The sequence below is a fragment of the Streptomyces sp. NPDC007983 genome (genome assembly GCF_042958345.1).
Classification (GTDB): Bacteria; Actinomycetota; Actinomycetes; order Streptomycetales; family Streptomycetaceae; genus Streptomyces.
In genome coordinates, this window is record NZ_JBIBJI010000044.1 from 1 (window position 1) to 26505 (window position 26505).

Consider the following 26505-nt stretch of genomic DNA (forward strand, 5'->3'; position numbering starts at 1 on the left):
AGCTGCCCACGTATGCCTTCCAGCGCAAGCGCTACTGGCTGATCGAGCAGCCGAAGACCCTCGCCGGGGCCGACTCCGTCGACCATCCGCTGCTGACCTCGATGGTGGAGCTTCCCGAGGACGGCGGGGCGGTGTTCACCGGGCGGCTCTCCCTCGACTCCCACCCGTGGCTCGCCGCCCATGACGCGTTCGGCGCGGTGGTGGTGCCCGGGCAGGTGTTCCTGGAGCTGGCCCTGTTCGCCGCCGAGCGGACGGGCCGGGGCCGGGTCGAGGAGCTTGATCTCCACACGCCGCTGGTCATGACCGACACAGAGGACGCCATGACGCTGCGCGTGGTGGTCGGTGAGGCGGGGGCCGTCAGCTTGCACGCGCGGCGTGAGGGCGAAACGGCCTGGGTGAAGCACGCCAAGGGTGTTCTGGCCTCCGAGGCCGATGGCACCTCCTGGCCGCGCGACGAGGCGACGTACGCCGAGGTGCTCGACGCCGCCGCAGAGGCCGCAGGCGTGCAGGCCGACGGCGGACCGACGCTCGCCCACGCGTGGCGCGGGGCCTCGGTGCGCGTCGATGAGGAAGGGCGTCCGGCCCTGTCGGTGGAGTCGGCCGGGACACGTGCGATCTCCACGGAGGAGGTGCGGGCCCACACCGGGGGCCGTGAATCGCTCTTCCACGTGGAGTGGATCGCGCCACCGGCACCACCCGCAGACCCCGGGACCGACGCTCATGCGGTGGTCTATGAGTGCCCGCCGGTGGCGGACGTCACGCCCGAGGGTTTCCGCGCGCTGACCCGTGAGGTCCTGTCCGTCGTCCAGAAGTGGCCGGCCGATGAGCGAACGGCGTCCTCCAGGCTCGTGGTCGTCACACGCGGCGCGACCGACGGCGCCGACCTGGGGCACGCGGCGGTATGGGGGCTGGTGCGCGCGGCGGAGGGGGAGCACCCGGGCCGGTTCGCCCTGGTCGACCTGGACGCTGACGCCGAACTGCCCGAGGAGGTGTTGCGCCTCGATGAGCCCGAGATCGCCGTGCGCGACGGCCGGATCCGGGTGCCGAGGCTGGCTCGCGTCCCGGCGCTGGACGGGGCCCCGTCGTGGAACCCGGACGGCACGGTCCTGATCACCGGTGGCACGAGCGGCCTCGGCGCCCTGACCGCCCGCCACCTGGCCGGTGAGCACGGCGTCAGGCGCCTGCTGCTGACCAGCCGCCGGGGCATGGACGCACCGGGCGCGGCCGAACTCGTCGCGGAACTCGGCACGTTGGGCGCCGAGGTGGAAGTGGCCGCCTGCGATGTCGCCGACCGGGACGCCGTGGCCGCGCTGCTGTCCGGACGGTCCCTGACGGGCGTCGTGCACTCGGCCGGGGTCGTGGACGACGTACTGATCGGGGCGTTGACGCCCGAGCGGCTGGACGCGGTGATGAGGCCGAAGGCGGACGCCGCCTGGCATCTGCACGAACTCACCCGCGACCATGACCTCTCGGCGTTCGTGATCTTCTCGTCCGTCGCGGGCACGCTCGGTGGCGCCGGGCAGGCCAACTACGCGGCCGCGAACGCCTGGCTGGACGCGCTCGCCCGGCATCGCGCCGCCCGAGCGCTGCCCGCGCTGTGCCTGGGCTGGGGGCCCTGGGCGCAGGTCGGCGGCATGGCCGACCGGATGGACGAGGCCGAGTTGCAACGGCTGCGTCGTACGGGAATGCCGCCGCTGACCCCCGACGAGGGGCTGGCGCTGCTGGACGCGGCGACCGTGCCCGGGCGGCCGGCCGTGACGCTTCCGGTGCGCTTCGACCTGACGGTGATGCGCACACAGGCCGAGACCGGAACACTTCCCGCCCTGTTCCGCGGGCTGGTGCGCGCCACGGCCCGCCACACCGCGTCCGGCCGGGCGTCGCTTGAGCGGCGGCTGAACGGGCTGACCGGGGCGGAACGCCGGCAACTGCTGCTGGAGCTGGTACGCGGCCACGTCGCGCGGATCCTGGGGCACGACGGGGCCGAGGAGGTGCCGCCGGACCGCGCGGTGAACGAGCTGGGCCTCACCTCGCTGGGCGCCGTGGAACTGCGTAACGCGCTCAACGCCGAGACCGGTCTCTCGCTGCCCCCGACCCTGGTGTTCGACTACCCGACCCCCCTCGCCGTCGCCGCTCTCCTGCACGACGGGCTGCGACCGGCCGAGGCCGATCCCGCCGCGCGACTGCTGGCCGAACTGAGCCGGCTGGAGGACGCCCTGGCCGTACTCGCGGCGGACGACGACGCCGCTCACGCCAAGGTCACGGCCCGGCTGGAGGCGGTGTCGCGGCGGGCACGGGACGCCCGGAGCGGTGTGGTGGCGGACGCCGGGCCAGGCGACGCCCTGGCGCCCGCTTCCGACGACGAGTTGTTCGAGGCGCTGAACAAGGAACTGGGACTGTCCTGACGGACACCGCGTCTGCTTGTGGACTTTCACGGATGGGTTGATGACGATGTCGAAGGACTCCAACGAAGACCGGCTGCGGGAGTATCTGCGGCTCGCTACCGGTGAGTTGCAGCAAACCCGGCGCCGTCTGCACGAGGTGGAGGACCGGGAGCGGGAGCCGATCGCGATCGTGGGAATGGCCTGCCGTTTCCCCGGTGGCGCGGCCACGCCGGAGGGGTTGTGGGAGCTGGTCGCCGACGGTCGGGACGCGGTGGGCGAATTCCCCACCGACCGGGGCTGGAACCTGGACGGGCTGTACGACCCGGACGGGGCGGGCGAGAACACCAGCTACGTCAACCAGGGCAGCTTCCTCGACGGCGCGGGCGACTTCGACCCGGAGTTCTTCGGGATCAGCCCGCTGGAGGCGCTGGCCATGGACCCCCAGCAGCGGCTGCTGCTGGAGACCTCCTGGGAGGCGGTGGAGCGGGCCGGGATCGACCCGCCGTCGCTGAAGGGCAGCGCGACCGGTGTGTTCGCCGGGCTGGTGTACCACGACTATCCGGCCAGCAGCGTGACGGGCGCGCTGGTGTCCGGCCGCGTGGCCTACACCCTGGGTCTTGAGGGCCCGGCGGTGACGGTCGACACCGCCTGCTCGTCCTCGCTGGTCGCGCTCGACATGGCGGTCAAGGCGCTGCGTGGCGGGGAATGTTCGCTGGCGCTGGCGGGCGGGGTGACCGTGATGTCGACGCCGGTCACCTTCGTGGAGTTCAGCCGGCAGCGCGGCCTGTCGGTGGACGGCCGGTGCAAGGCGTTCGCCGCGGCGGCCGACGGCACCGGCTGGGGCGAGGGCGTCGGCGTGCTGGTGCTGGAGCGGCTGTCGGAGGCGCGCCGCAACGGCCACCGGGTGCTGGCGGTCGTACGGGGCACGGCGACCAACCAGGACGGCGCCAGCAACGGCCTGACCGCGCCGAACGGCCCGTCCCAGCGCCGGGTCATCCAGCAGGCGCTGACGAACGCGGGCCTGTCGGCTGCCGATGTGGACGCGGTGGAGGCCCACGGCACGGGGACGACGCTCGGCGATCCCATCGAGGCGCAGGCGCTGCTGGCCACCTACGGGCAGGAGCGTCCCGACGACCGGCCGCTGTGGCTGGGATCGGTCAAGTCGAACGTCGGCCACACGCAGGCGGCCGCGGGCGTGGCCGGTGTGATCAAGATGGTGCAGGCGATGCGGCACGGGATGCTGCCGAAGACACTGCACGTGGACGAGCCGACACCGCAGGTGGACTGGTCGGCGGGGAACGTCCGGCTGCTGACCGAGGCCCGCGCCTGGCCGGAGGGCGACAGCCCGCGCCGCGCCGCCGTGTCCTCGTTCGGCGCCAGCGGGACGAACGCGCATGTGGTCCTGGAGGAGGCGCCGCCGATCGACACGCTGCCGGAGGACGGCCCGGAGCGCCCGGTGGTGCCGTGGGTGATCTCGGGCAAGTCCGAGGCCGCGGTGCGCGAGTACGCCGCCCGGCTGCGGGATGTGGCGGTGGGGGACCCGCGTCCGGCGGACGTGGGCTGTTCGCTGGCGACGCGGCGGGCGCCGTACGCGTACCGGGCCGCGGTGGTGGGTGCCCGGGCGGAGGAGATCGCGCAGGGCCTGGCCGCCGTTGCGCAGGGGCAGGCTCCGGTGGTGCCGGCCCGCCCGGGGACCGGCCCGGTGATGGTGTTCCCGGGGCAGGGGTCGCAGTGGGTCGGGATGGCGGTCGAGCTGATCGCGTCGTCCGAGGTGTTCGCGGAGCACATGGCCGCGTGTGAAGAGGCGCTGGCGCCGTTCGTGGACTGGTCGCTCCGCGACGCGCTGGGCGATGAGGCCATGCTGGAACGGGTCGATGTGGTCCAGCCCGTGCTGTGGGCGGTGATGGTGTCGCTGGCGGGGCTGTGGCGGCACTACGGCGTGGAGCCCGTCGCGGTGGTGGGCCACTCCCAGGGGGAGATCGCCGCGGCGAGCGTGGCCGGAGCGCTGTCGTTGCGGGACGGGGCCCGAGTGGTGGCGTTGCGCAGCAAGGCGCTGCCCGCGCTGTCCGGGCAGGGTGGGATGGTCTCGGTGGCCCTGCCCCGGCAGGAGGCGGAGCGGCGGCTCGCGCGGTGGGGCGACCGGATGTCCATCGCTGCGGTGAACGGTGGCGCCTCCACGGTGGTCTCGGGCGAGGTGGCCGCCCTGGAGGAACTGATCGCCACGTGTGAGGCGGAGGAGGTCCGCGCGCGGCGGATTCCGGTGGACTACGCCTCGCACTCGGCGCAGGTCGAGCGGATCGAGCAGGAGCTGCTGGAGGTGCTGGCGCCGATCCGGCCCCGCGCGGCGCGGATCCCCTTCTACTCCACCGTGACCGGCGACCTCATGGACACCACGGGGCTGGACGCGGGCTACTGGTACCGGAACCTGCGGCAGACCGTGGAGTTCGACCGGGTGATCGGCCTGCTCACAGAGCGGGGCGTGGACGTGTTCATCGAGGCCAGCGCGCATCCGGTGCTGGCACCCAGCATGGAACAGACCTCGATCGGCACCCTGCGCCGCGACGACGGCGGCCTGGACCGCTTCCTGACCGTCCTGGCCCAGGCCCACACCCATGGCGTCGACGTCGACTGGGAGAAGGTGTTCGCCGGAACCGGCGCCCGGCAGGTGGAGCTGCCGACGTACCCCTTCCAGCACCGCCGGTACTGGCTGACCGACGCGGTGGCAGGCGCCGACGCGGCCTCGATGGGACTCGGCGCGCTGGGCCATCCGCTGCTGGGCGCGACGGTCACCCTCGCGGACTCGGACGAGGTGGTGCTCACCGGACGGCTGTCGATCGGGGCCCAGCCCTGGCTGGCCGACCACGTCGTCGACGGATCGGTCCTCTTCCCCGGCACCGGGTTCGTGGAGCTGGCGGTGCGCGCGGGCGACGAGGTCGGCTGCGGCCGGATCGACGAACTGACTCTCCACGAACCCCTGGTCCTCGCCGAGCGCGGCGGGGTGGCCGTGCAGGTCGTCGTCGGCACCGCGGACGAGGCGGGCCGCCGCGCGGTCACGGTGTACTCCCGTGACCAGGACGCGATCGACCTTCCCTGGAACCGGCATGCCACCGGTCTGCTGACCGGGGCCACCTCGACCGGTGGCGGCGACGGCCTGACGGCCTGGCCGCCGCCCGGGGCCGAGCCGCTGAACCTCGATGCCGGCACCCTGTACGGGGAGCTGGTCGGCCTGGGCCTGGCGTACGGGCCGACCTTCCGGGGACTGCGGTCGGCGTGGCGGGCGGGCGACGAGGTGTTCGCCGAGATCGCCCTGCCGGACGACGCCGAGCCGGACGCGTACGGTCTGCACCCGGCCCTGCTCGACGCGGGCCTGCACGCCATCGGCCTCTCCGGGGCGGGGTCCGGGGACGCGGCCCTGCTGCCGTTCTCGTGGTCGGGCGTGGAACTGCACGCCTCCGGCGCGGGCGCGCTGCGGGTGCGCGTCACCCCGCTCCAGGACGGCGTCGCGGCGCTGACGATCGCCGACGCGACCGGGCAACCCGTCGCGACGATCGAGTCCTTGGTGCTGCGGCCGCTCACCGCCGTGCGGGCCGAGCCCCGTACGGAATCGCTCTTCCACGTCGCGTTGGCCCCGCTCCCCACCGGCGGGGACACGGCCACCGAGGCGCCGTCGCCCACCGACACGGAGGTGCTGCGCGTCGCCGCCGGAGCCGATGTGCGTACGGCGGTGAACCAGGCGCTGGAGGCGCTGCAGACCGCCGACTCGCGTCTGGTGGTGGTCACCCGGGGCGCGGTCCCGGTGACCGGCGAGGACGCCCCCGACCTGGCCGCGGCGGCGGTCTGGGGCCTGGTCCGCAGCGCCCAGACCGAGGATCCGGGCCGGTTCGTCCTGGTCGACCTGGACGCCACCGAAGCGGACGCCACCGCCGCGACGGACGACGCCGCCATCGCGTCGGCGTGCGCGACCGGGGAGCCCCGGATCGTGGTGCGCGGAAACATCCTCTACGCTCCCCGGCTCGCCCGGCTGGCCACCTCGGCATCCGACACGGCGGACGATTCGGCGCCGGTGTTCGGCGAGACGGTGCTGATCACGGGCGGGGTCGGAGTGCTGGGCGGCCTGCTGGCCCGCCACCTCGTCACCGAGTACGGCGTACGGCGGCTGCTGCTGACCGGTCGCCGGGGCGCGGACACGCCGGGCGCCGCCGAGCTGGTGGCGGAGCTGACCGGGTTGGGGGCCGAGGTGGAGGTGGCGGCGTGTGACGTCGCCGACCGGGAGGCCGTGGCCGCGTTGCTGGCGGGCCGGGAGCTGACCGGCGTCGTCCACGCGGCGGGCGTGCTGGACGACGGGGTGATCGCGTCGCTGACGCCCGAGCGGGTGGACCGCGTGATGCGTCCGAAGATGGACGCTGCGCTGCATCTGCACGAGCTGACGCGCGAGATGAACCTCAGTGCGTTCGTCCTCTTCTCCTCCGCCGCCGGGGTCGTCGGCTCACCGGGACAGGGCAACTACGCGGCCGCCAACGCGTTCCTGGACGCCCTGGCCGCACACCGCCGCGCCCAGGGCCTGCCCGCCCTGTCCCTGGCGTGGGGCGTGTGGCAGACCAGCTCCGGTATGGCCGGGAGCCTGGGCGACACCGACCGGTCCCGGATGACCCGTGGTGGCATCCTCCCGCTGTCCCACCGCGAGGGCCTGGCACTCTTCGACGCGGCCGCCCGTATGGCCACCCCCGCGGCGGTCGTTCCCGTGAAGCTGGACCTCGCGGCGGTCCGCGCGAGCGGATCCGTCCCCGAGCTGCTGCGCGGCCTGGTCCCCGTCGTCACCCGTGGCACCGCCCGGACCCGGGCCGACGCGGACGGGCTCCGGCAGCAGTTGATGGGCCTGTCCGAGGACCAGCGCCTGGTGACGCTGCTGACGCTGGTCCGGGCCCAGGCCGCCACGACGCTCGGCTACGCCGGGCCGGAGGCCGTCGACCCGGAGCGCGCGTTCCGCGACCTGGGGGTCGACTCGCTGGCCGCGATGGAGCTGCGCAACGCGCTGGGCCGGACGACGGGACTCCGGCTGCCGGTCACGCTGGTGTTCGACTACCCGACCCCCGCCGTCCTCGCGCGCCATCTGCTGGACGAGGTGTCGGGCACCGTGCACGAACGCCACGTCAAGCCGGTCGCGACCCCGGCCGACGGCGATCCCGTCGCGATCATCGGCATGGCCTGCCGCTACCCCGGCGGGGTGTCCTCGCCGGAGGACCTGTGGCGGCTGGTGGACGACGGTACGGACGCCATCTCGGCCTTCCCCGACAACCGGGGCTGGAACCTGGAGCGGATCTACGACCCCACCGGCACCCGGCCGCGCACCACCTACGTCGACAAGGGCGCGTTCCTGTACGACGCGGCCGAGTTCGACCCCGGCTTCTTCGGGATCGCGCCGAACGAGGCGATGGTCATGGATCCGCAGCAGCGGTTGCTGCTGGAGGCGTCCTGGGAGGTGCTGGAGCGCGCGGGGATCGATCCGACGACGCTCAAGGGCAGCGCGACCGGTGTGTACGCCGGGATGATGTACCACGACTACAGCCAGAACAGCAGCACGGGCGCCATCGTCTCCGGCCGCGTGGCCTACACCCTCGGCCTGGAGGGCCCGGCCGTCACCGTCGACACCGCCTGCTCGTCCTCCCTGGTCGCCCTGCACCTGGCCGCGCAGGCGCTGCGGTCGGGCGAGTGCACACTCGCCCTCGCGGGCGGCGTCACCGTGATGGCCACGCCGGACAACTTCATCGAGTTCAGCGAGCAGCGGGGCCTGTCGCGGGACGGCCGGTGCCGGTCCTTCGCCGCCGCGGCCGAGGGCTCCGGCTGGGGTGAGGGCGTGGGCATGCTGCTGGTCGAGCGGCTGTCGGACGCGCGCCGCAACGGCCACCCGGTGCTGGCGGTCGTACGGGGCACGGCCACCAACCAGGACGGCGCCAGCAACGGGCTGACCGCCCCCAACGGCCCCTCCCAGCAGCGCGTGATCCGGCAGGCACTCGCCAACGCGGGCCTGTCGCCGGCCGAGGTGGACGCGGTCGAGGCACATGGCACGGCCACCACCCTGGGCGATCCCATCGAGGCGCAGGCGCTGCTCGCCACGTACGGCCAGGACCGCGCGGAGCCGCTGTGGCTGGGGTCGATCAAGTCGAACATCGGCCACACCCAGGCGGCGGCCGGTGTGGCGGGTGTCATCAAGATGGTTCAGGCGATGCGGCACGGTGTCATGCCGAGGACGCTGCACGTGGACGAGCCGACCCCGCAGGTGGACTGGTCGGCGGGCGAGGTCCGGCTGCTGACCGAGGCGCGGGAGTGGCCGCGCGGCGAGCACCCGCGCCGCGCGGGCGTGTCCTCCTTCGGCATCAGCGGCACCAACGCCCACGCCATCATCGAGGAAGCCCCACCCGTCGAGGAAGCGCCCGCCGAGCGACGCGAGTTGCCGGTCGTACCGCTGGTGGTATCGGCCAGGACACGGGCGGCGCTGGAGGCCCAGCTCGACCGGATGGCCGCCGTCGGGCAGGACGCGCTGGACGTGGCGTACTCGGCCGCGACGGGCCGGGCCGCGCTGGAGCACCGCGCGGTGCGGATCGGATCGTCGGAGACCGTCATCGGCGCGGTCACAGAAGGCAGGCTGGCGTTCCTGTTCACCGGGCAGGGCAGCCAGCGGGTGGGGATGGGCCGGGAGCTGTATGACACGTTCCCGGCATTCACGGCGGCGTTCGACGAGGTGTGCGACGCGCTCGACCTACCGTTGCGCGAGGTGATGTGGGGTGACGAAGTCGCCCTGCGGCGCACCGAGTTCACCCAGCCCGCCGTGTTCGCGCTCGAAGTGGCGCTGTTCCGGTTGCTGGAGTCGTGGGGCATCAAACCGGACGTGCTGACCGGGCATTCCATCGGTGAGGTGGCGGCGGCCCATGTGGCGGGGGTGTTCGGCCTGGAGGACGCCGCCCGGCTGATCACGGCGCGCGGACAGTTGATGCAGTCGCTGCCGCCCGGCGGCGCCATGGTGGCCATCCAGGCCACCGAGGAGGAGATCACGCCGCTCCTCGGCGAAGCGGTGGGCCTCGCGGCGGTCAACGGCCCGGCGTCCGTGGTCGTCTCCGGCGCCGAGGACGCCGTGACCGCGCTCGCCGAGCGGTTCGGCGACCGCAGGACGACCCGGCTGAAAGTCTCGCACGCGTTCCATTCGCCGCTGATGGACCCGATGCTGGAAGACTTCCGGGAGGTCGCCGAGAGCGTCAGCTACCACGAACCGGCCATCCGGCTGACGAAGGACATGGCGTCGGCGGAGTACTGGGTGCGGCATGTGCGGGACACCGTGCGGTTCGCCGACGATGTGCGCGTCCTGCGGGACGAGGGGGTCACCCGGTTCCTGGAGATCGGGCCGGACGCCGTGCTGACGGCGATGGTCCAGCAGATCGCCGAGGGCACGATGGCAGCGGCGCTGCGCCGCGACCATCCCGAGACGGAAAGCCTGTTCACGGCGGTCGGGCGGCTGTTCACCGCCGGTGTCCGGGTCGACTGGGAAGCCGTCCTCGGCGGCCGCGGGGCGCGGCGCGTCGATCTGCCGACCTACCCCTTCCAGCGGCAGTCGTACTGGCTGGAGTCCGGGCGCGGGCCGGAGGGCTCCGACCATCCGCTGCTAGACGCGGCGGTCGCGGTGGCCGGCACCGATCAGACCGTGCTGACCGGGCGCCTGTCGGCCGGGACGCAGCCTTGGCTGGCCGACCATGTCGTCGGCGGCGGGCTGATCTTCCCCGGAACGGGCTTCATCGAGCTGGCCGTCCGCGCGGGCGATGAGGTGGGATGCGGCCGGATCGAGGAGCTGACGATCGAGGCCCCGCTGGTCCTCGCGGAGCGCGCCGCCGTGGCCCTACAGGTGCTGGTCGGGCCCGATGACGGATCCGGCCACCGGCCGGTCGAGGTGTACTCGCGCGGCGAGGACGAGGTCCACCGGCCCTGGACCCGTCACGCCGCCGGAACCCTGGCCCCGGCCACCGGCGACGGTGCGACGGAGATGACGCAGTGGCCGCCGCCCGGGGCGGAGCCCGTGGAAGTGGCGGGCCTGTACGAGGCGCTGGCGGACGCCGGGCTGGCGTACGGGCCGCTCTTCCAGGGACTGAAGGCCGCCTGGCGGCGCGGCGACGAGATGTTCGCCGAGGTCGTACTGCCCGGCGCGGCGGACCGTTTCGGGCTGCACCCGGCGCTTCTGGACGCGGCCCTGCACGCCATCCCACTGCTGTCGGACGACGACCGCGTCGTCCTCCCCTTCTCCTGGACGGGCGTGGAACTGCACGCCTCCGGCGCCGACGTGCTCCGCGTACGGGTCACGTCACCGGGCCAGGACCAGGTCACCGTGGACGCCGCGGACGGCACCGGCCGGCCGGTCATCTCGGTGGACTCCCTGAACTTGCGCCCGATGGCGACACCGTCGCTCGCCCGCGTCGACTCGCTGTTCCAGGTGGAGTGGACACCGGTAACCGCACAGGGCCGGGCGGCCGACGACATGACGGTGTGGCGGGCCGACGGCGACGACGTCCGGACCACGCTGCGTTCCGTACTGACGGCGCTCCAGGCGGGGACCGGCGCCTTGGCGGTGGTCACCCGGGGTGCGGTGTCGGTCGCCGGGGAGGACGTCACCGACCTGGCCGGTGCGGCGGTGTGGGGCCTGGTGCGCAGCGCCCAGTCGGAGGATCCGGGGCGGGTCGTCCTGGTCGACGCGGCCGGTGCGGAGGACGATGCGGACATCGCCCTGGCGCTGGCGGCGGGGGAGCCGCAGGTGGCGGTACGGGACGGCAAGGTCTACACGCCACGGCTGCGGGCCGCTTCGGTGACGGAAGCCGAACCGTCGTCCGTCTTCGGCGACTCGGTGCTGGTCACGGGCGCCTCGGGGGCGCTGGGCGGGCTGGTCGCACGCCATCTGGTGACGGGACACGGGGTGCGGCGGCTGTTGCTGACCAGCCGCCGTGGGCCGGACGCACCGGGCGCCGCCGAACTGGTGGCGGAGTTGACCGGGCTGGGGGCCGAGGTGGAGGTGGCGGCGTGTGATGTGGCGGACCGGGAGGCCGTGGCCGGGCTGCTGGCGGGCCGGGAGCTGACCGGCGTCGTCCACGCGGCGGGTGTGCTGGACGACGGGGTGATCGCGTCGTTGACGCCGGAGCGGGTGGACCGGGTGTTGCGTCCGAAGGTGGACGCGGCGCTGCATCTGCACGAGCTGACGCGCGAGATGGCCCTCACCGCGTTTGTGCTGTTCTCCTCGGCGGCGGGTGCGATCGGCTCGCCGGGGCAGGGCAACTACGCGGCGGCCAACGCGTTCCTGGACGCCCTGGCCGCACACCGCCGCGCCCAGGGCCTGCCCGCCCAGTCCTTGGCCTGGGGCCTGTGGGCGACCGACGCCGGTATGGCGGGGGAGCTGGCGGACCAGGACCGGCAGCGGATGGGCCGTGCGGGCCTGACGGGGCTGTCGCCCGCCGAAGGGCTGAAGCTCTTCGACACGGCCACCGCCCTCGCCACCCCCGTACTGGTCCCCATGAACCTGGACACCAGGACGCTGAACGCGGCCGAGGCACCCCCGATGCTGCGCGGCCTGGTACGCGGCTCCGCGCGGCGGGCCGTAGCGGCGCAGCACGACGAGGGGAGGTCGGCCCAGCTGCGGCAGCGGCTGGCCGCGCTGCCCGCCGACGAGCGGTACGACGAACTGCTCGCCCTCGTCCGTACCCATGCGGCGGCCGTGCTGGGGCACGCGGGCCCGGAGGCCATCGAACCCGAGCGGGCCTTCGGCGACCTCGGCTTCGACTCGCTGGGCGCGGTCGAATTCCGCAACGCCGTCAACGCCACCGCCGGGCTGCGGCTGCCACCCACCCTGATCTTCGACTATCCCAACGCCCGGGTGCTGGCCGAACACCTCACCACGGAACTGGCGCCCGACCACGCCGACGGCGACACCGGAGCCGACGAGGACACGATCCGCCGCCTGCTCGCCTCGATCCCGCTCACCCGGCTGCACGACGCGGGCGTGATGGACACCCTGCTCGAACTCGCCGGTGCCGTCCCCGCCACGGCCGCGCCCGTGGCGGAGCCGCGCGACGCGATCGACGCGATCGACGCGATCGACGCGTTGGACACCGACACCCTCATCAGCATGGCGCTGCAGGACACCGCCCTGGACGACGCGACGCGAGAAGCCTGAGGACACGATGGCCGACACCGACCAGAAGCTCGTGGCGGCGCTGCGCGCGTCGCTCAAGGAGACCGAGAGCCTGCGCGCCCGCAACCGCGCCCTGCGGGCCGCCTCCCGCGAACCCATCGCGATCGTGGCCATGAGCTGCCGCTATCCCGGCGCGGCCTCGCCAGAGGAGCTGTGGCGGCTGGTCGCCGACGGAACGGACGCCGTCTCGCGGTTTCCCACCGACCGTGGCTGGGACGAGGCGGGCATCTACGACCCCGAGCCCGGACGCCCCGGCAGGACGTACAGCCGGGAAGGGGCGTTCCTGTACGACGCGGCCGAGTTCGACCCCGAATTCTTCGGGATCGCGCCGAACGAGGCGATGGTCATGGACCCGCAGCAGCGGTTGCTGCTGGAGGCGTCCTGGGAGGTGCTGGAGCGCGCGGGGATCGACCCGTCGACGCTCAAGGGCAGCGCGACCGGTGTGTTCGCCGGGATGATGTACCACGACTACACCTACAACAGCAGCACGGGCGCCATCGCCTCCGGCCGTGTCGCCTACGCCCTCGGTCTGGAGGGCCCGGCCGTCACCGTCGACACCGCCTGCTCGTCCTCCCTGGTCGCCCTGCACTGGGCGGTTCAGGCGCTGCGGTCGGGGGAGTGTTCGCTCGCGCTCGCGGGTGGTGTCACGGTGATGGCCACGCCGGAGACGTTCATCGAGTTCAGCCACCAGCGCGGGCTGGCCCCCGACGGCCGCTGCAAGTCGTATGCGGCGGCGGCCGATGGCACCGGCTGGGGTGAGGGCGTGGGCATGCTGCTGGTCGAGCGGCTGTCGGACGCGCGCCGCAACGGCCACCCGGTGCTGGCGGTCGTACGGGGCATGGCGATCAACCAGGACGGCGCCAGCAACGGCCTGACCGCCCCCAACGGCCCCGCCCAGCAACGGGTGATCAAGCAGGCGCTGGCCAACGCCCGGGTGTCCGCCGACCAGGTCGATCTGATCGAGGGGCACGGCACGGGGACGACGCTCGGCGACCCGATCGAGGCGCAGGCGCTGCTCGCCACGTACGGCCAGGACCGCGCGGAGCCGCTGTGGCTGGGGTCGATCAAGTCGAACATCGGTCACACCCAGGCGGCGGCCGGTGTGGCGGGTGTCATCAAGATGGTTCAGGCGATGCGGCACGGTGTCATGCCGAGGACGCTGCACGTGGACGAGCCGACCCCGCAGGTGGACTGGTCGGCGGGCGAGGTCCGGCTGCTGACCGAGGCGCGGGAGTGGCCGCGCGGCGAGCGGCCGCGCCGCGCGGGCGTGTCCTCCTTCGGCATCAGCGGGACGAACGCCCACGCCATCATCGAGGAGGCACCGCCCGTCGAGGCCGAGGAGGACGCGGCCCCGGCTGTCACCGAGGGGCCCGTCCTGTGGACCCTGTCGGGCAGGAACCCGGAGGCGCTGCGGGCCCAGGCCGAACGCCTTCACTCCCACCTGCGGGAACGACCGGACCTGACCCCCGTGGACGTCGCCTTCTCGCTGGCGACCGGCCGCGCGGCCCTCGAACACCGCGCCGCGGTCGTCGCCGACGACCGTACGGAACTTCTCGCCGGCCTTACCGCGCTGGCCCGGAAGACCCCGTCGCCGTCCGTCGTCACCGGCAGGACCCGCGAGGGCAAGGTGGCGTTCCTGTTCACCGGACAGGGGAGCCAACGCCTGTGCATGGGGCGGGAGTTGTATGACAGCTTCCCGGATTTCGCGGCGGTCTTCGACGCGGTGTGTGAGGCGTCGGGGCTGCCGTTGAAGGAGGTGATGTGGGGTGGTGACGAGGCGGCGCTGCACCGCACGGAGTTCACCCAGCCCGCGATCTTCGCGCTGGAAGTGGCCCTGTTCCGGCTGGTGGAGTCCTGGGGGCTTCGCCCGGACTTCCTCGCCGGCCATTCCATCGGGGAGCTGGCGGCGGCCCATGTCGCGGGCGTGTTCGGCCTGGAGGACGCCGCGCGGCTGATCACGGCGCGTGGTCGGCTGATGGGGGCGTTGCCGTCGGGTGGGGCGATGGTGGCGATTCAGGCCACGGAGGAGGAAGTGGCGCCGCTGCTGGACGGTGCGGTGGGGATCGCGGCGGTCAACGGCCCGTCGTCGGTGGTGGTTTCCGGTGCCGAGGACGCGGTGGCGAAGGTCGCCGCCCACTTCGGCGACCGTAGGACGAGCCGTCTGCCGGTCTCGCACGCGTTCCACTCGCCGTTGATGGATCCGATGCTGGAGGACTTCCGCAAGGTGGCCGAGACCGTCACCTACGGTCGGCCGGCGATCCGGCTGGTCAAGGACATGGCGTCGGCCGAGTACTGGGTGCGGCATGTGCGGGAGGCGGTGCGGTTCGCCGACGATGTGAGCCGTCTGGAGAGCGAGGGCGTGACCCGGTTCCTGGAACTCGGGCCGGACGGCATCCTCACGGCCATGGCCCGGCAGACGGCCCCGGACGCCACGGCGGCGGCCGCTCTGCGCCGCGATCGGCCCGAGGCCACAACGCTGCTCACGGCGGTCGCGCGGCTGCACACCACGGGCACCTCTCCCGACTGGACGGCCCTCTTCGCGGGACGGGGAGCACACCGCGTCGATCTGCCCACCTACGCCTTCCGGCGAAGCCGCTACTGGCTGTCGGCGCCGGTGGCCACCGAGGGCGGAAACGCCGTGTCCATGGGCCTCACCGCGCTCGACCACCCCTTGCTGAGCGCCGAAGTGGCGGTGCCGGGATCCCAGACCGTGGTGTTCACCGGACGGCTGTCGACGGACACCCAGCCCTGGCTGGCCGACCACGCCGTGCTCGGCACGACGCTGCTGCCCGGGACCGCGTACGTCGAACTGGCCCTGCGCGCGGGCGAACGGGTCGGCTGCCGCGTCCTCGAAGAGCTGACCCTGCACGCGCCGCTGACCCTGCCCGAGGGCGGCGGGGTGCGGCTGCGGCTGACGGTCGGCGAACCGGCCGACGACACGGGCCGACGCCCCCTCACCATCCACGCGCAGCCCGAGGACGCCGACCCGGAGTCGGCCTGGACCCTGCACGCGGAGGGCGCGCTGACGCCCGAGGACACCGCCGCGCCGCCGCCTTCCGACCTGACGCGGTGGCCACCGCCCGAGGCGGCGAGGATCGCCACCGACGGCGCGTACGAACGTTTCCGGGAGGTCGGTTTCGTCTACGGCCCCGCGTTCCAGGGGCTCAAGGCCGCCTGGCGCGTCGGCGACGAGACCTTCGCCGAGGTGGCGCTCGGCGACGCGGCCGGCGCCGGGCATTTCGTACTGCATCCGGCCCTGCTCGACTCCGCGCTGCACGCGGTGCTGCTCGGCTCGGGCGACGACGACGCGACGAGGCTGCCGTACGCCTGGAAGGGAGTCCGGCCGCACGCCTCCGGCGCCACGGCCGCGCGCGTCCGGCTCACGTCCCAGGGCGAGGGCGCGATGGAGCTGCGTATCGCCGACGACCAGGGGCGGCCGGTGGCGTCCGTGGCGTCGCTGATCGCGCGGGAGGTGTCGGCCGCGCAGCTCGCACCGTCGCCCGCGACGCCCGGCGACTCCCTCTTCCACATCGCATGGACGCCCGCCTCCGCCCCCGCCGCCGAAACCGACTGGACGATGGTCGCCGACCTGGCCGAACTCACCGGCCGGGTGCCCGCCACCGTCGCGCTGACGCTCCCCGGCGGTACGGGCCGCATCGCCGACGACGTCAGAACGGTCACCGGCGCGACACTCCGGGCCCTGCAGACCTGGCTCACCGACGAACGGTTCGCCGACCGCAGGCTCATGGTGGTCACGCGCGGCGACGACCTCGCCCACGCGGCCGCCCGGGGTCTGGCCCGCGCCGCCCACGCGGAGGACCCGGAGCGCTTCGCGCTGCTCGAGACGGACGGCGACGACCTGGAACCGATCGGCCGGGCCATCGCCTCCGGCGAGCCGGAACTACGTGTCCAGGGCGCCGAAATCCTCGTACCCCGGCTGGCGCGCACCCCCGCCGCCCCGGAACGGGCGACCGCCTGGGACCGGCACGGCACCGTGCTGATCACCGGCGGTACGGGCGGCCTCGGCGCGCTCGTCGCCCGCCATCTGGTCGCCGAGCACGGCGTCCGCGACCTGCTGCTGACCAGCCGTCGCGGCCTGGACGCCGAGGGCGCCGCCGACCTCCATCAGGAGCTGACCGGCCTCGGCGCGACGGTCGAGATCGCGGCCTGCGACGTGGCGGATCGGGAGGCCCTGAAGGCGCTGCTCGCCGATCGCCCGCTGGGCGCCGTCGTGCACACGGCCGGGGTGCTGGCCGACGGCCTGATCGCCAACCTGACACCGCACGGCCTCGACCAGGTGCTGCGCCCCAAGGTGGACGGCGCGCTCCATCTGCACGAGCTCACCCGCGGCCACGACCTGGGCGCCTTCGTGCTGTTCTCGTCGTCGGCGGGAGTGCTCGGCGCGCCCGGCCAGGGCAACTACGCCGCCGCCAACACCTTCCTCGACGCGCTCGCCCACCAGCGCCACGCCGAAGGGCTGCCCGCGCAGTCCCTCGCCTGGGGGCTGTGGGCGGACACCGGCGGAATGGCGGGCGGCCTGGGCGAGGCCGACCTGCGGCGGCTGCGCCGCCAGGGCATGCCCGCGCTGTCGGTGGACGACGGCCTCGCGCTGTTCGACGCCGCGTCCGCCCGACCCGAACCGGTGCTGGTGCCGATGGGGCTGGACCTGCGGGTCCTGCGCGGCGCGACCGGTGGCGAACTCCCGGTGCTGCTGCGCGGCTTGGTCCCCGCCACCGGACGCCGTGCGGCGGCTGCCGATCCGGTGGCGCTGCGGCGTGAGCTGACGGCGCTGCCCGCCGAGCGGCGGGAGGGAGCGCTGCGCGATCTGGTGCTGAGCCTGGCCGCCACCGTACTCGGACACAGCGGCCCCGAGGCCGTCGACCCCGAACGGGACTTCCTGGAGTCCGGGTTCGACTCGCTCACCGCCATGGAGCTGCGCACCGCGCTGAACGCCGCCACCGGACTGAAGCTGCCCGCGATGGCGGTGTTCGACAGCAAGAACCCGTCCCTGCTGGCCCGTCTCCTCACCGATGAGCTGGCACTACTCCCCGCCACCGAGCCGCAGGCCCAGAGGGAGACAGGGACAGAGCCAGAAGCGGAGACGGACGAGAGCGTGACCGGCCTGTTCCGGCAGGCCGTCCACGCCGGTGACTCCTCCGGCGCGCTGGCGCTGATGTCGGCGGTCGCGGCGCTGCGGCCCCGGTTCACCGCGCCCGGCGACCTCGACCGCGCCCCGAGGGCGGTGCGGCTGGCCGACGGCCCGCGCCGTACCCGGCTGATCTGCCTGGCCACGCCCATGGCGGTCGGCGGTGTGCACCAGCACGCCCGGCTGGGCGCGGAATTCCGGGACATCCGCCACGTGTCCGCGCTGCCACTGCCCGGATTCGCCCGGGACGAGCCGCTGCCCGGTTCGGCCGAGGCGCTGTTGCGGGTGCTGGCCGACGCCGTACTGGAGGCGGCCGAGGGCGAGCCGTTCGCGCTGCTCGGCTACTCCTCCGGCGGCATCATCGGCCACGTCCTCGCCCGGCATCTGGAGGAAGTGGCCGAGGTCCCGCCCGCCGGGCTGATCCTGATCGACACCTTCCGCGTCGACGACACGGCGATGAAGGTCGGGTTCGACCAGCTCATGGAGGAGGTGCTGGCGATGGAGGCGGCCTTCGGACCGTACGACGCGGCGCGGCTGTCGGCGATGCCGCACTACTTCGGGGTGCTGGGGGACTTCGACCCCGTACCGCTGGCCGCGCCGACCCTGTTCGTCCAGGCGGCCGAGCCGTTCGTCGCACCGCCCGAGGGTGTCGACCCGGCCGAGATGCGGGCCCGGCCCTGGGATCCGGACCACACACTGCGCACCGTGCCGGGCGACCACTTCTCGCTCGGGCAGGACCACGCCCCGACGACCGCCCGGGTCATCGACGAGTGGCTGACGGCACTCGACTGACACCGCGACCGACGTACAGGACCCGAACCGAGGTGGTTTGAGACATGGCGCCCACGCCCACGGCCAAAGGAACCGTTCCCTTCCGGGAGTACAAGACCTGGTACCGCATCACCGGACAGCCGGGATCGGGCCGCCCGGCCCTCGTCGTCGTCCACGGTGGCCCCGGATCCACGCACGACTACCTGATCCGGCTGGCCGACTTCGCCGACCACGGCTGGCCCGTGGTGCACTACGACCAGCTCGGGAACGGGGGCTCCACCCATCTGCCGGACGCCGACCCCGGTTTCTGGACCCCTCAGCTCTTCCGCGACGAGCTGGACAACCTCCTCCACCGGCTCGGCATCGCCGACGACTACATCCTGTTCGGTCAGTCGTGGGGCGGGATGCTGGCCGCCTGGCACGCCTCGGCCCGCCCCGCCGGGCTGCGCGGTCTGATCGTCGCCAACGCCCCCGCCTCGTACCCGCTGTGGCTGTCGGAGATGGACGTGCTGCGCGCCCAGCTGCCGCCCGGTGTGGACGACACGCTGCGGCGACACGAGGCCGCGGGCACCACCGACAGCGACGAATACCTGGAAGCGATGCTCGTCTTCTACAGCCGCCATGTGTGCCGCCTCGACCCGTGGCCCGGCGAACTCATGGCCTCGTACCTGGAGGCCGTCACCGACCCGACGGTCTACCGCACCATGAACGGGCCCAACGAGTTCCATGTCATCGGCAGCCTGCGCGACTGGTCGGTGATCGACCACCTGCCCCGCGTCAACGTGCCCACCCTCGTCGTCTCCGGCCGCCACGACGAGGCCACCCCGGTCACCGTGCGCCCCTATCAGGAACTCATCCCGAACGCCCGCTGGGAGATCTTCGAAGACTCCAGCCACGCCCCGCACCTCGAAGAACCGGAACGCTTCACCGAGGTGCTCGGCACATTCCTTGACACGGTCGGCGCCACCGGCGCGCGGACCACGACGGTGAGCGGAGGCTGAGACGACGGTGGAAGCCAAGGTCGAGGAGATCGTCGAGGCGCTGCGCGGCTCGCTCGTCGAGAACGAGCGGCTGCGGCAGGACAACGAGAGCCTGCGCGCCGCCGCGAATGCCGCCACCGAACCCATCGCGATCATCGGCATGGCCTGCCGTTTCCCCGGTGGTGTCGCCTCCCCGGAGGGGCTGTGGGAGCTGGTCGCCGAGGGCCGCGACGCCATCGGCCCGTTCCCCGGCGACCGTGGCTGGGACCTGAGCGCCCTGTACGACCCGGAGCCCGGAAAGCCCGGCAAGAGCTACGTCCGCCACGGCGGTTTCCTGTACGACGCCGCCGACTTCGACCCCGAGTTCTTCGGCATCAGCCCGCGCGAGGCCCTGACCATGGACCCCCAGCAGCGGCTGCTGCTGGAGATCACCTGGGAAGCGGTGGAACGGGCGGGCCTCGACCCGGCGTCGCTGCGCGGCAGCCGCACCGGCGTGTTCGCCGGAGCGATGTACCACGACTACGGCATCACCAGCAGCGACGGCAGCCTGGTGTCCGGACGGATCGCCTACACCCTCGGCTTCGAGGGCCCGGCGGTCACCGTCGACACCGCCTGCTCCTCGTCGCTGGTGGCGATGCAGTGGGCGGCGCAGGCGCTGCGTACGGGGGAGTGCACCCTGGCGCTGGCCGGCGGCGTCAGCGTGATGGCCACGCCTGAGACGTTCATCGAGTTCAGCGAGCAGCGCGGGCTCTCGCCCGACGGCCGCTGCCGCTCGTTCGCCGCCTCCGCCGACGGCACCGGCTGGGGCGAGGGCGCGGGCGTCCTGCTGCTGGAGAAGCTGTCCGACGCCCGCCGCCACGGCCACCCCGTGCTGGCGGTGGTACGTGGCTCGGCGGTCAACCAGGACGGCGCGTCCAACGGCTTCAGCGCCCCCAACGGCCCCTCCCAGCGCCGCGTCATCCAGCAGGCGCTGTCCTCGGCCGGGCTGACGCCCGCCGACGTCGACGCCATGGAGGGGCACGGCACCGGGACCTCGCTCGGCGACCCGATCGAGGCGCAGGCGCTGCTCGCCACGTACGGCCGGGACCGCTCTGATGACCGCCCGCTCTGGCTCGGCTCGATCAAGTCGAACATCGGCCACTCCCAGGCCGCCGCCGGTGTCGCGGGCGTCATCAAGATGGTCGAGGCCATCCGGCGGGGCACGCTGCCGAAGACCCTGCACATCGACGCGGTGACACCGCAGGTCGACTGGGACGCCGGAAACGTACGCCTCCTCACCGAGGCCCGCGCCTGGCCCGACACCGGCCGTCCGCGCCGCGCCGCGGTGTCCTCGTTCGGCGTCAGCGGCACCAACGCCCATGTGATCATCGAGCAGGCGGACACCGGCCCCGTCTCCGAGCCCCTGCCCGCCGAGCGGCCCTCGGCCCCGGGCGTGCCCGTACCGCTGCCCCTGTCCGCCCGCACCACCGCCGCCCTGCGCGCCCAGGCCCGGCAACTGGCCGGCCACCTGCGGGCCACGCCCGGCCTGGACCCCGTGGACCTGGGATTCTCCCTCGCTACCGGCCGGGCCGCACTGACCCGCCGCGCCGTCGTCATCGGCCACGACCGCGAGGAGATCCTGAACGAGCTGACGGCGCTGGCGGACGACACGGACGACACGGCCCTCGGCGGCATCGCCCGGTCCACCGGGCTGACCGCCTTCCTGTTCACCGGGCAGGGCAGCCAGCGCCTCGGCATGGGCCGGGAACTGCACACGGCGTTCCCCGTCTTCGCACGCGCCTTCGACGAGGTGTGCGCCGCGCTCGACCCCGCCGTACGCGAAGTGATGTGGGACGACGAGGAGGCGCTGAGCCGCACCGAGTTCACCCAGCCCGCCATCTTCGCGCTGCAGGTGGCGCTGTTCCGGCTGCTGGAATCGTGGGGCGTACGGCCCGACTTCGTCGCCGGACACTCGATCGGCGAGCTGGCCGCCGCCCAGGTGGCCGGGGTGTTCTCCCTCGCCGACGCGGCCCGGCTCATCACCGCGCGGGCCCGGCTGATGGGGGCGCTGCCGCCCGGCGGGGCGATGGTGGCCGTCGAGGCCACGCCGGACGAGGTGGCCCCGCTGCTCGGCGAGGGCGTCGGCATCGCCGCCGTCAACGGCCCCGCCTCGGTGGTGCTCTCCGGCACCGAGGCGGGCGTCGAGGCGACCGTCGCGGCGGCCCTCGAACGGCTCGGTGCCCGCAGGACGAACCGCCTGACGGTTTCACACGCCTTCCACTCGCCCCTGATGGACCCGATGCTGGACGAGTTCCGCCACGTCGCCGAGACCGTCACGTACGCCGAGCCACGCGTCCCGGTCATGGCGGACGGCGACGTCACCACCGCCGCCCACTGGGTGCGGCACGTCCGTGACACGGTCCGGTTCGCCGACGCGGTGGCCCGGCTGGAGGCCGAAGGGGTCACCCGCTACGTGGAGTTGGGGCCCGACGGCGTACTGACAGCCATGGCCCGGCAGTGCCTCACCACCTCCGCCGACACCGCCGTACTCGTCCCGGCGCTGCGCCGCCGCGACCCCGAGGCGGTCGCCGCCCTCACCGCCCTCGGCCGGCTGCACGGCGCGGGCCTGCGCGTCGACTGGGCGGGCGTGTTCGACGGACGGGGCGCCCGGCGCGTCGACCTGCCCACCTACCCCTTCCAGCGTGCCCGCTACTGGCTCGACAAGAGCGGCCAGGGCGGCGACGTCACCTCCGCGGGCCTCGACCGGCCTGACCACCCGCTGCTCGGCGCGATGGTGCGGCTGCCCGGCTCGGACGGTGTGGTGTTCACCGGACGGCTGGCCACCGGCGCCCACCCCTGGCTGGCCGACCACACCGTGCTCGGCTCCGTGCTGCTGGCCGGCACCGCGTACGTGGAACTGGCCGTACGGGCCGGGGACCAGGTCGGATGCCACCGCGTCGAGGAACTCACCCTGGGCGCGCCCCTGATCCTGCCCGACCACGGCGGCGTCCACCTCCAAGTCGCCGTCGACGCGCCCGACGCGTCCGGCCGCCGCCCGGTGGCCGTGTACTCCCGCGCCGACGACGCACCGATCGACCGCGAATGGATCCAGCACGCCGAAGGGATCCTGGCACCCGACGCCGGTGAACCGGCCGCCGACCTCGCCGCGTGGCCACCGCGCGACGCCGAACCCCTCGCCGCCGACGGGCTGTACGAGCGGCTGGACTACGGGCCCGCGTTCCGCGGACTGCGCGCGGCGTGGCGACGCGGCGACGACGTGTTCGCCGAGATCGCCCTCCCGGCGGGTGTCGACGCCGGACGCTTCGGCCTCCACCCCGCCCTGCTCGACTCGGCGTTGCACGCCCTCGACCTGGCGGACGACGGCCCGGCCGTCCTGCCGTTCTCCTGGTCGGACGTCACCCTGCACACCGAAGGCGCCACCGCCGCCCGGGCCCGCCTGCGCATCGGGGGCGACGACACGGTGGCGCTGGAGCTGGCCGACGCCATGGGGCGGCCCGTCGCCTCGGTCGGCTCGCTGACGCTGCGCCCCGTCACCGCCGACGGACTCGCCCTGGCCTCGGCCCGGGTGGCGGACGCCCTCTTCCGCGTCGAGTGGGTCCCGGCCACCGGCGGACTGCCGCCGGCCGACGACGCCGAGGTGGCCGTCCACCACTGCCCGCCGACGACCGGCGACACGCCGAGCGCGGTGCGCGCGGTACTGGGTGGTGTGCTGGAGGCCGTGCAGACCGCGGTGGACGGCGACGCCACCCTCGTCGTCGTCACCCACGGCGCGATCGACGGCTCCGACCTCGGCCACGCCGCCGTCCGGGGGCTGGTACGCGCCGCCGCGAGCGAGAACCCCGGCCGCGTGGTCCTCGTCGACACCGACACCGACGCCCCGATCGACCCCCGCTCCGTCCTGGAGAGCGGCGAGCCCGAGCTGTGCGTCCGTGGTGGCGAAGTGCTGGTGCCCCGGCTGGCCAGGGCGCCGCTCGGCCCGGACGCCCCCGTCTGGGACACGGAACGCACAGTCCTGATCACCGGCGGGACCGGCGCCCTCGGCGCCGCCGTCGCCCGCCACCTCGTCACCCGGCACGGGATACGGCGGCTGCTCCTGACCAGCCGCCGTGGCCCGGAGGCGCCTGGAGCGGACGAGCTGTTGGAGGAGCTGGCCGCGCTGGGCGCCGAGGCCGAGGTGGCGGCGTGCGACGCGGCCGACCGCGACGCCCTGGCCACGCTGCTCGACGGCCGGACCATCGGCGGGGTCGTGCACGCGGCGGGCGTGCTGGACGACGGCGTGATCGCGTCGCTGACACCCGACCGCGTCGACCACGTACTGCGCCCGAAGGCGGACGCGGCATGGCATCTCCACGAGCTCACCCGCGACATGGGGCTGACCGCGTTCGTGCTCTTCTCGTCCGTCGCCGGTGTCCTCGGCGCCCCCGGACAGGGCAACTACGCGGCCGCGAACACCTTCCTCGACGCCCTCGCGCGCCACCGGCACGCGAACGGGCTCCCCGCGCTCTCGCTGGCCTGGGGCCCCTGGGCCGGAGACGGCATGGCGGACGGTCTCGACCAGGCGGGACTGCGCCCCCTGGCACCGGAAGAGGGCCTTGCGCTGCTCGACGCGGCCGCCGGTGTCGCGGAACCCGCGCTGGTGCCCGCCCGGTTCGACCCGGCGGCCTTCGACACGCCTCCGCCGCTCCTGCGCGGCCTCGTACGGGGACGGGCGCGCCGCGTCGCCGACACCACCGCCACCGCGACCGACGCGCTACGGCGGCGCCTGGCCGCACTCACCGACGACGACGAACGCGCCGCCGAACTCCTCGGCCTCGTCCGCTCCCAGGCCGCCACCGTCCTCCGCCTTGCCGGAGCCGAGGCCGTCGACCCCGAACGGGCCTTCCGCGACCTCGGCTTCGACTCCCTCACCGCGATCGAGCTGCGCAATCTCCTGGGCGCCGCCACCGGGCTCCGGCTGCCCGCCACCCTCGTCTTCGACTACCCCACCCCCGGCGAGCTGGCCCGCCACCTCCTGGGCGAGCTGTCCGGCGCCGTGGAGAACACGGCGGCCGGGCCCGCCATGGTCCGGGCGGACGACGAGCCGATCGCCATCGTGGCGATGGCGTGCCGCTATCCGGGCGGGGTGGACTCGCCCGAGGGGCTGTGGCGGCTGGTGGACGAGGGTGTGGACGCGATCTCGGAGTTTCCGGCCGACCGGGGCTGGGGCGTCGAGGACATCTACGACCCCGAGCCCGGCAAGCCCGGGAAGACCTATGTGCGCGACGGCGGGTTCCTGCACGACGCGGCGGAGTTCGACGCGGACTTCTTCGGCATCAGTCCCCGAGAGGCCCGCGACATGGACCCGCAGCAGCGGTTGCTGCTCGAGGTGTCGTGGGAGGCGCTGGAGCGCGCCGGGATCGACCCGGGCACGTTGAAGGGCAGCCCGACCGGGGTCTTCGCCGGGGTCATGTACCACGACTACTCGGGTGGCACGGGTGGCGGCAGCCTCGTCTCCGGCCGCGTCGCCTACACCCTCGGTCTCGAAGGCCCCGCGGTGACGGTGGACACGGCGTGCTCGTCGTCGCTGGTGGCCCTGCACTGGGCGGCGCAGGCACTGCGTTCCGGCGAATGCTCACTCGCCCTCGTCGGCGGCGTGACCGTCATGGGGACGCCGCAGTCGTTCATCGACTTCAGCGAACAGCGTGGTCTGGCCGCCGACGGCCGCTGCAAGTCCTTCTCGTCCTCCACCGACGGCACCGGGTGGGGCGAGGGTGTGGGCATGCTGCTGGTCGAGCGGCTGTCGGACGCGCGGCGTCACGGCCACCCGGTGCTGGCGGTCGTACGGGGGAGCGCCCTCAACCAGGACGGCGCCAGCAACGGCTTGACGGCCCCGAACGGACCGTCCCAACAGCGCGTCATCCGCCAGGCGTTGGCGAACGCGGGCCTGTCGGCGGCCGAAGTGGACGCGGTCGAGGCGCATGGTACGGGGACGACGCTGGGCGATCCGATCGAGGCGCAGGCGCTGCTGGCCACGTACGGACAGGACCGCGCGGAACCGCTGTGGCTGGGGTCGGTCAAGTCCAACATGGGCCACACCCAGGCGGCGGCCGGTGTCGCGGGCATCATCAAGATGGTGCAGGCGATGCGGCATGACGTGCTGCCGAGGACGCTGCATGTGGAGGAGCCGACGCCGCAGGTGGACTGGTCGGCGGGCAACGTCCGGCTGCTGACCGAGCCGAGGAAGTGGCCGCGCGGCGAGCACCCGCGCCGCGCGGGCGTCTCCTCGTTCGGCATCAGTGGGACGAACGCCCATGTGATCGTGGAGGAAGCCCCGCCGGTCGAGGACCAGCCCGGGGAACGCCGCGAACTCCCGGTGGCGCCCATCGTGGTGTCCGCGAAGACACATGACGCGCTCCACGCCCAGATCCAGCGGATCAGCGCCTTCGCCGCGGATCACGATGAGCTTGATGTGGCGTTCTCGGCGGCGACGGGGCGTGCCGCGCTGGAGCATCGTGCGGTGCTGGTCGGGTCGGAGACGATCAGCGATGTGGCGGCGGGCGAGGGCGGCAAGCTGGCGTTCCTGTTCACCGGGCAGGGGAGTCAACGCCTGGGGATGGGGCGGGAGTTGTATGACGCTTTCCCGGTTTTCGCGGCGGCGTTCGAGGCGGTGTGTGAGGCGTCGGGGCTGCCGTTGAAGGAGGTGATGTGGGGCGATGCGGCAGCGTTGGATCGTACGGAGTTCACCCAGCCCGCGATCTTCGCCCTGGAAGTGGCCCTGTTCCGGCTGGTGGAGTCCTGGGGGATCCGCCCGGATTACCTGGTCGGTCACTCCATCGGCGAGCTGGCCGCCGCCCATGTCGGGGGAGTGCTGAGCCTCGAGGACGCCGCGCGGCTGATCACGGCGCGTGGTCGGCTGATGGGGGTGTTGCCGTCGGGTGGGGCGATGGTGGCGATTCAGGCCACGGAGGAGGAAGTGGCGCCGCTGCTGGACGGTGCGGTGGGGGTCGCGGCGGTCAATGGCCCGTCGTC

Annotated in this window: 5 protein-coding genes; all 5 read left to right on the plus strand. The window is 73.7% G+C overall.

Annotation, left to right across the window (positions count from 1 at the left end; genetic code table 11):
- On the plus strand, positions 1–2402 hold a 2402-nt coding region (locus ACFZCY_RS44970; protein ID WP_391187555.1), incomplete at its 5' end, for an SDR family NAD(P)-dependent oxidoreductase.
- Positions 2403–2439: 37 nt separating this feature from the next.
- On the plus strand, positions 2440–12582 hold the full coding sequence (locus ACFZCY_RS44975; protein WP_391187557.1) for an SDR family NAD(P)-dependent oxidoreductase: 10143 nt from the start codon (positions 2440–2442) through the stop codon (positions 12580–12582).
- A 31-nt stretch (positions 12583–12613) separates the two neighbouring features.
- The gene (locus tag ACFZCY_RS44980; protein WP_391187563.1) at positions 12614–18538 is read left to right on the plus strand and encodes an SDR family NAD(P)-dependent oxidoreductase; all 5925 of its coding nucleotides are present in this window, start codon (positions 12614–12616) and stop codon (positions 18536–18538) included.
- 44 nt (positions 18539–18582) lie between these two features.
- On the plus strand, positions 18583–19518 hold the full coding sequence (locus tag ACFZCY_RS44985; RefSeq protein ID WP_391187559.1) for a proline iminopeptidase-family hydrolase: 936 nt from the start codon (positions 18583–18585) through the stop codon (positions 19516–19518).
- A 7-nt stretch (positions 19519–19525) separates the two neighbouring features.
- Positions 19526–26505 (plus strand): SDR family NAD(P)-dependent oxidoreductase (locus ACFZCY_RS44990; protein WP_391187561.1); only part of this gene is annotated, 6980 nt, incomplete at its 3' end.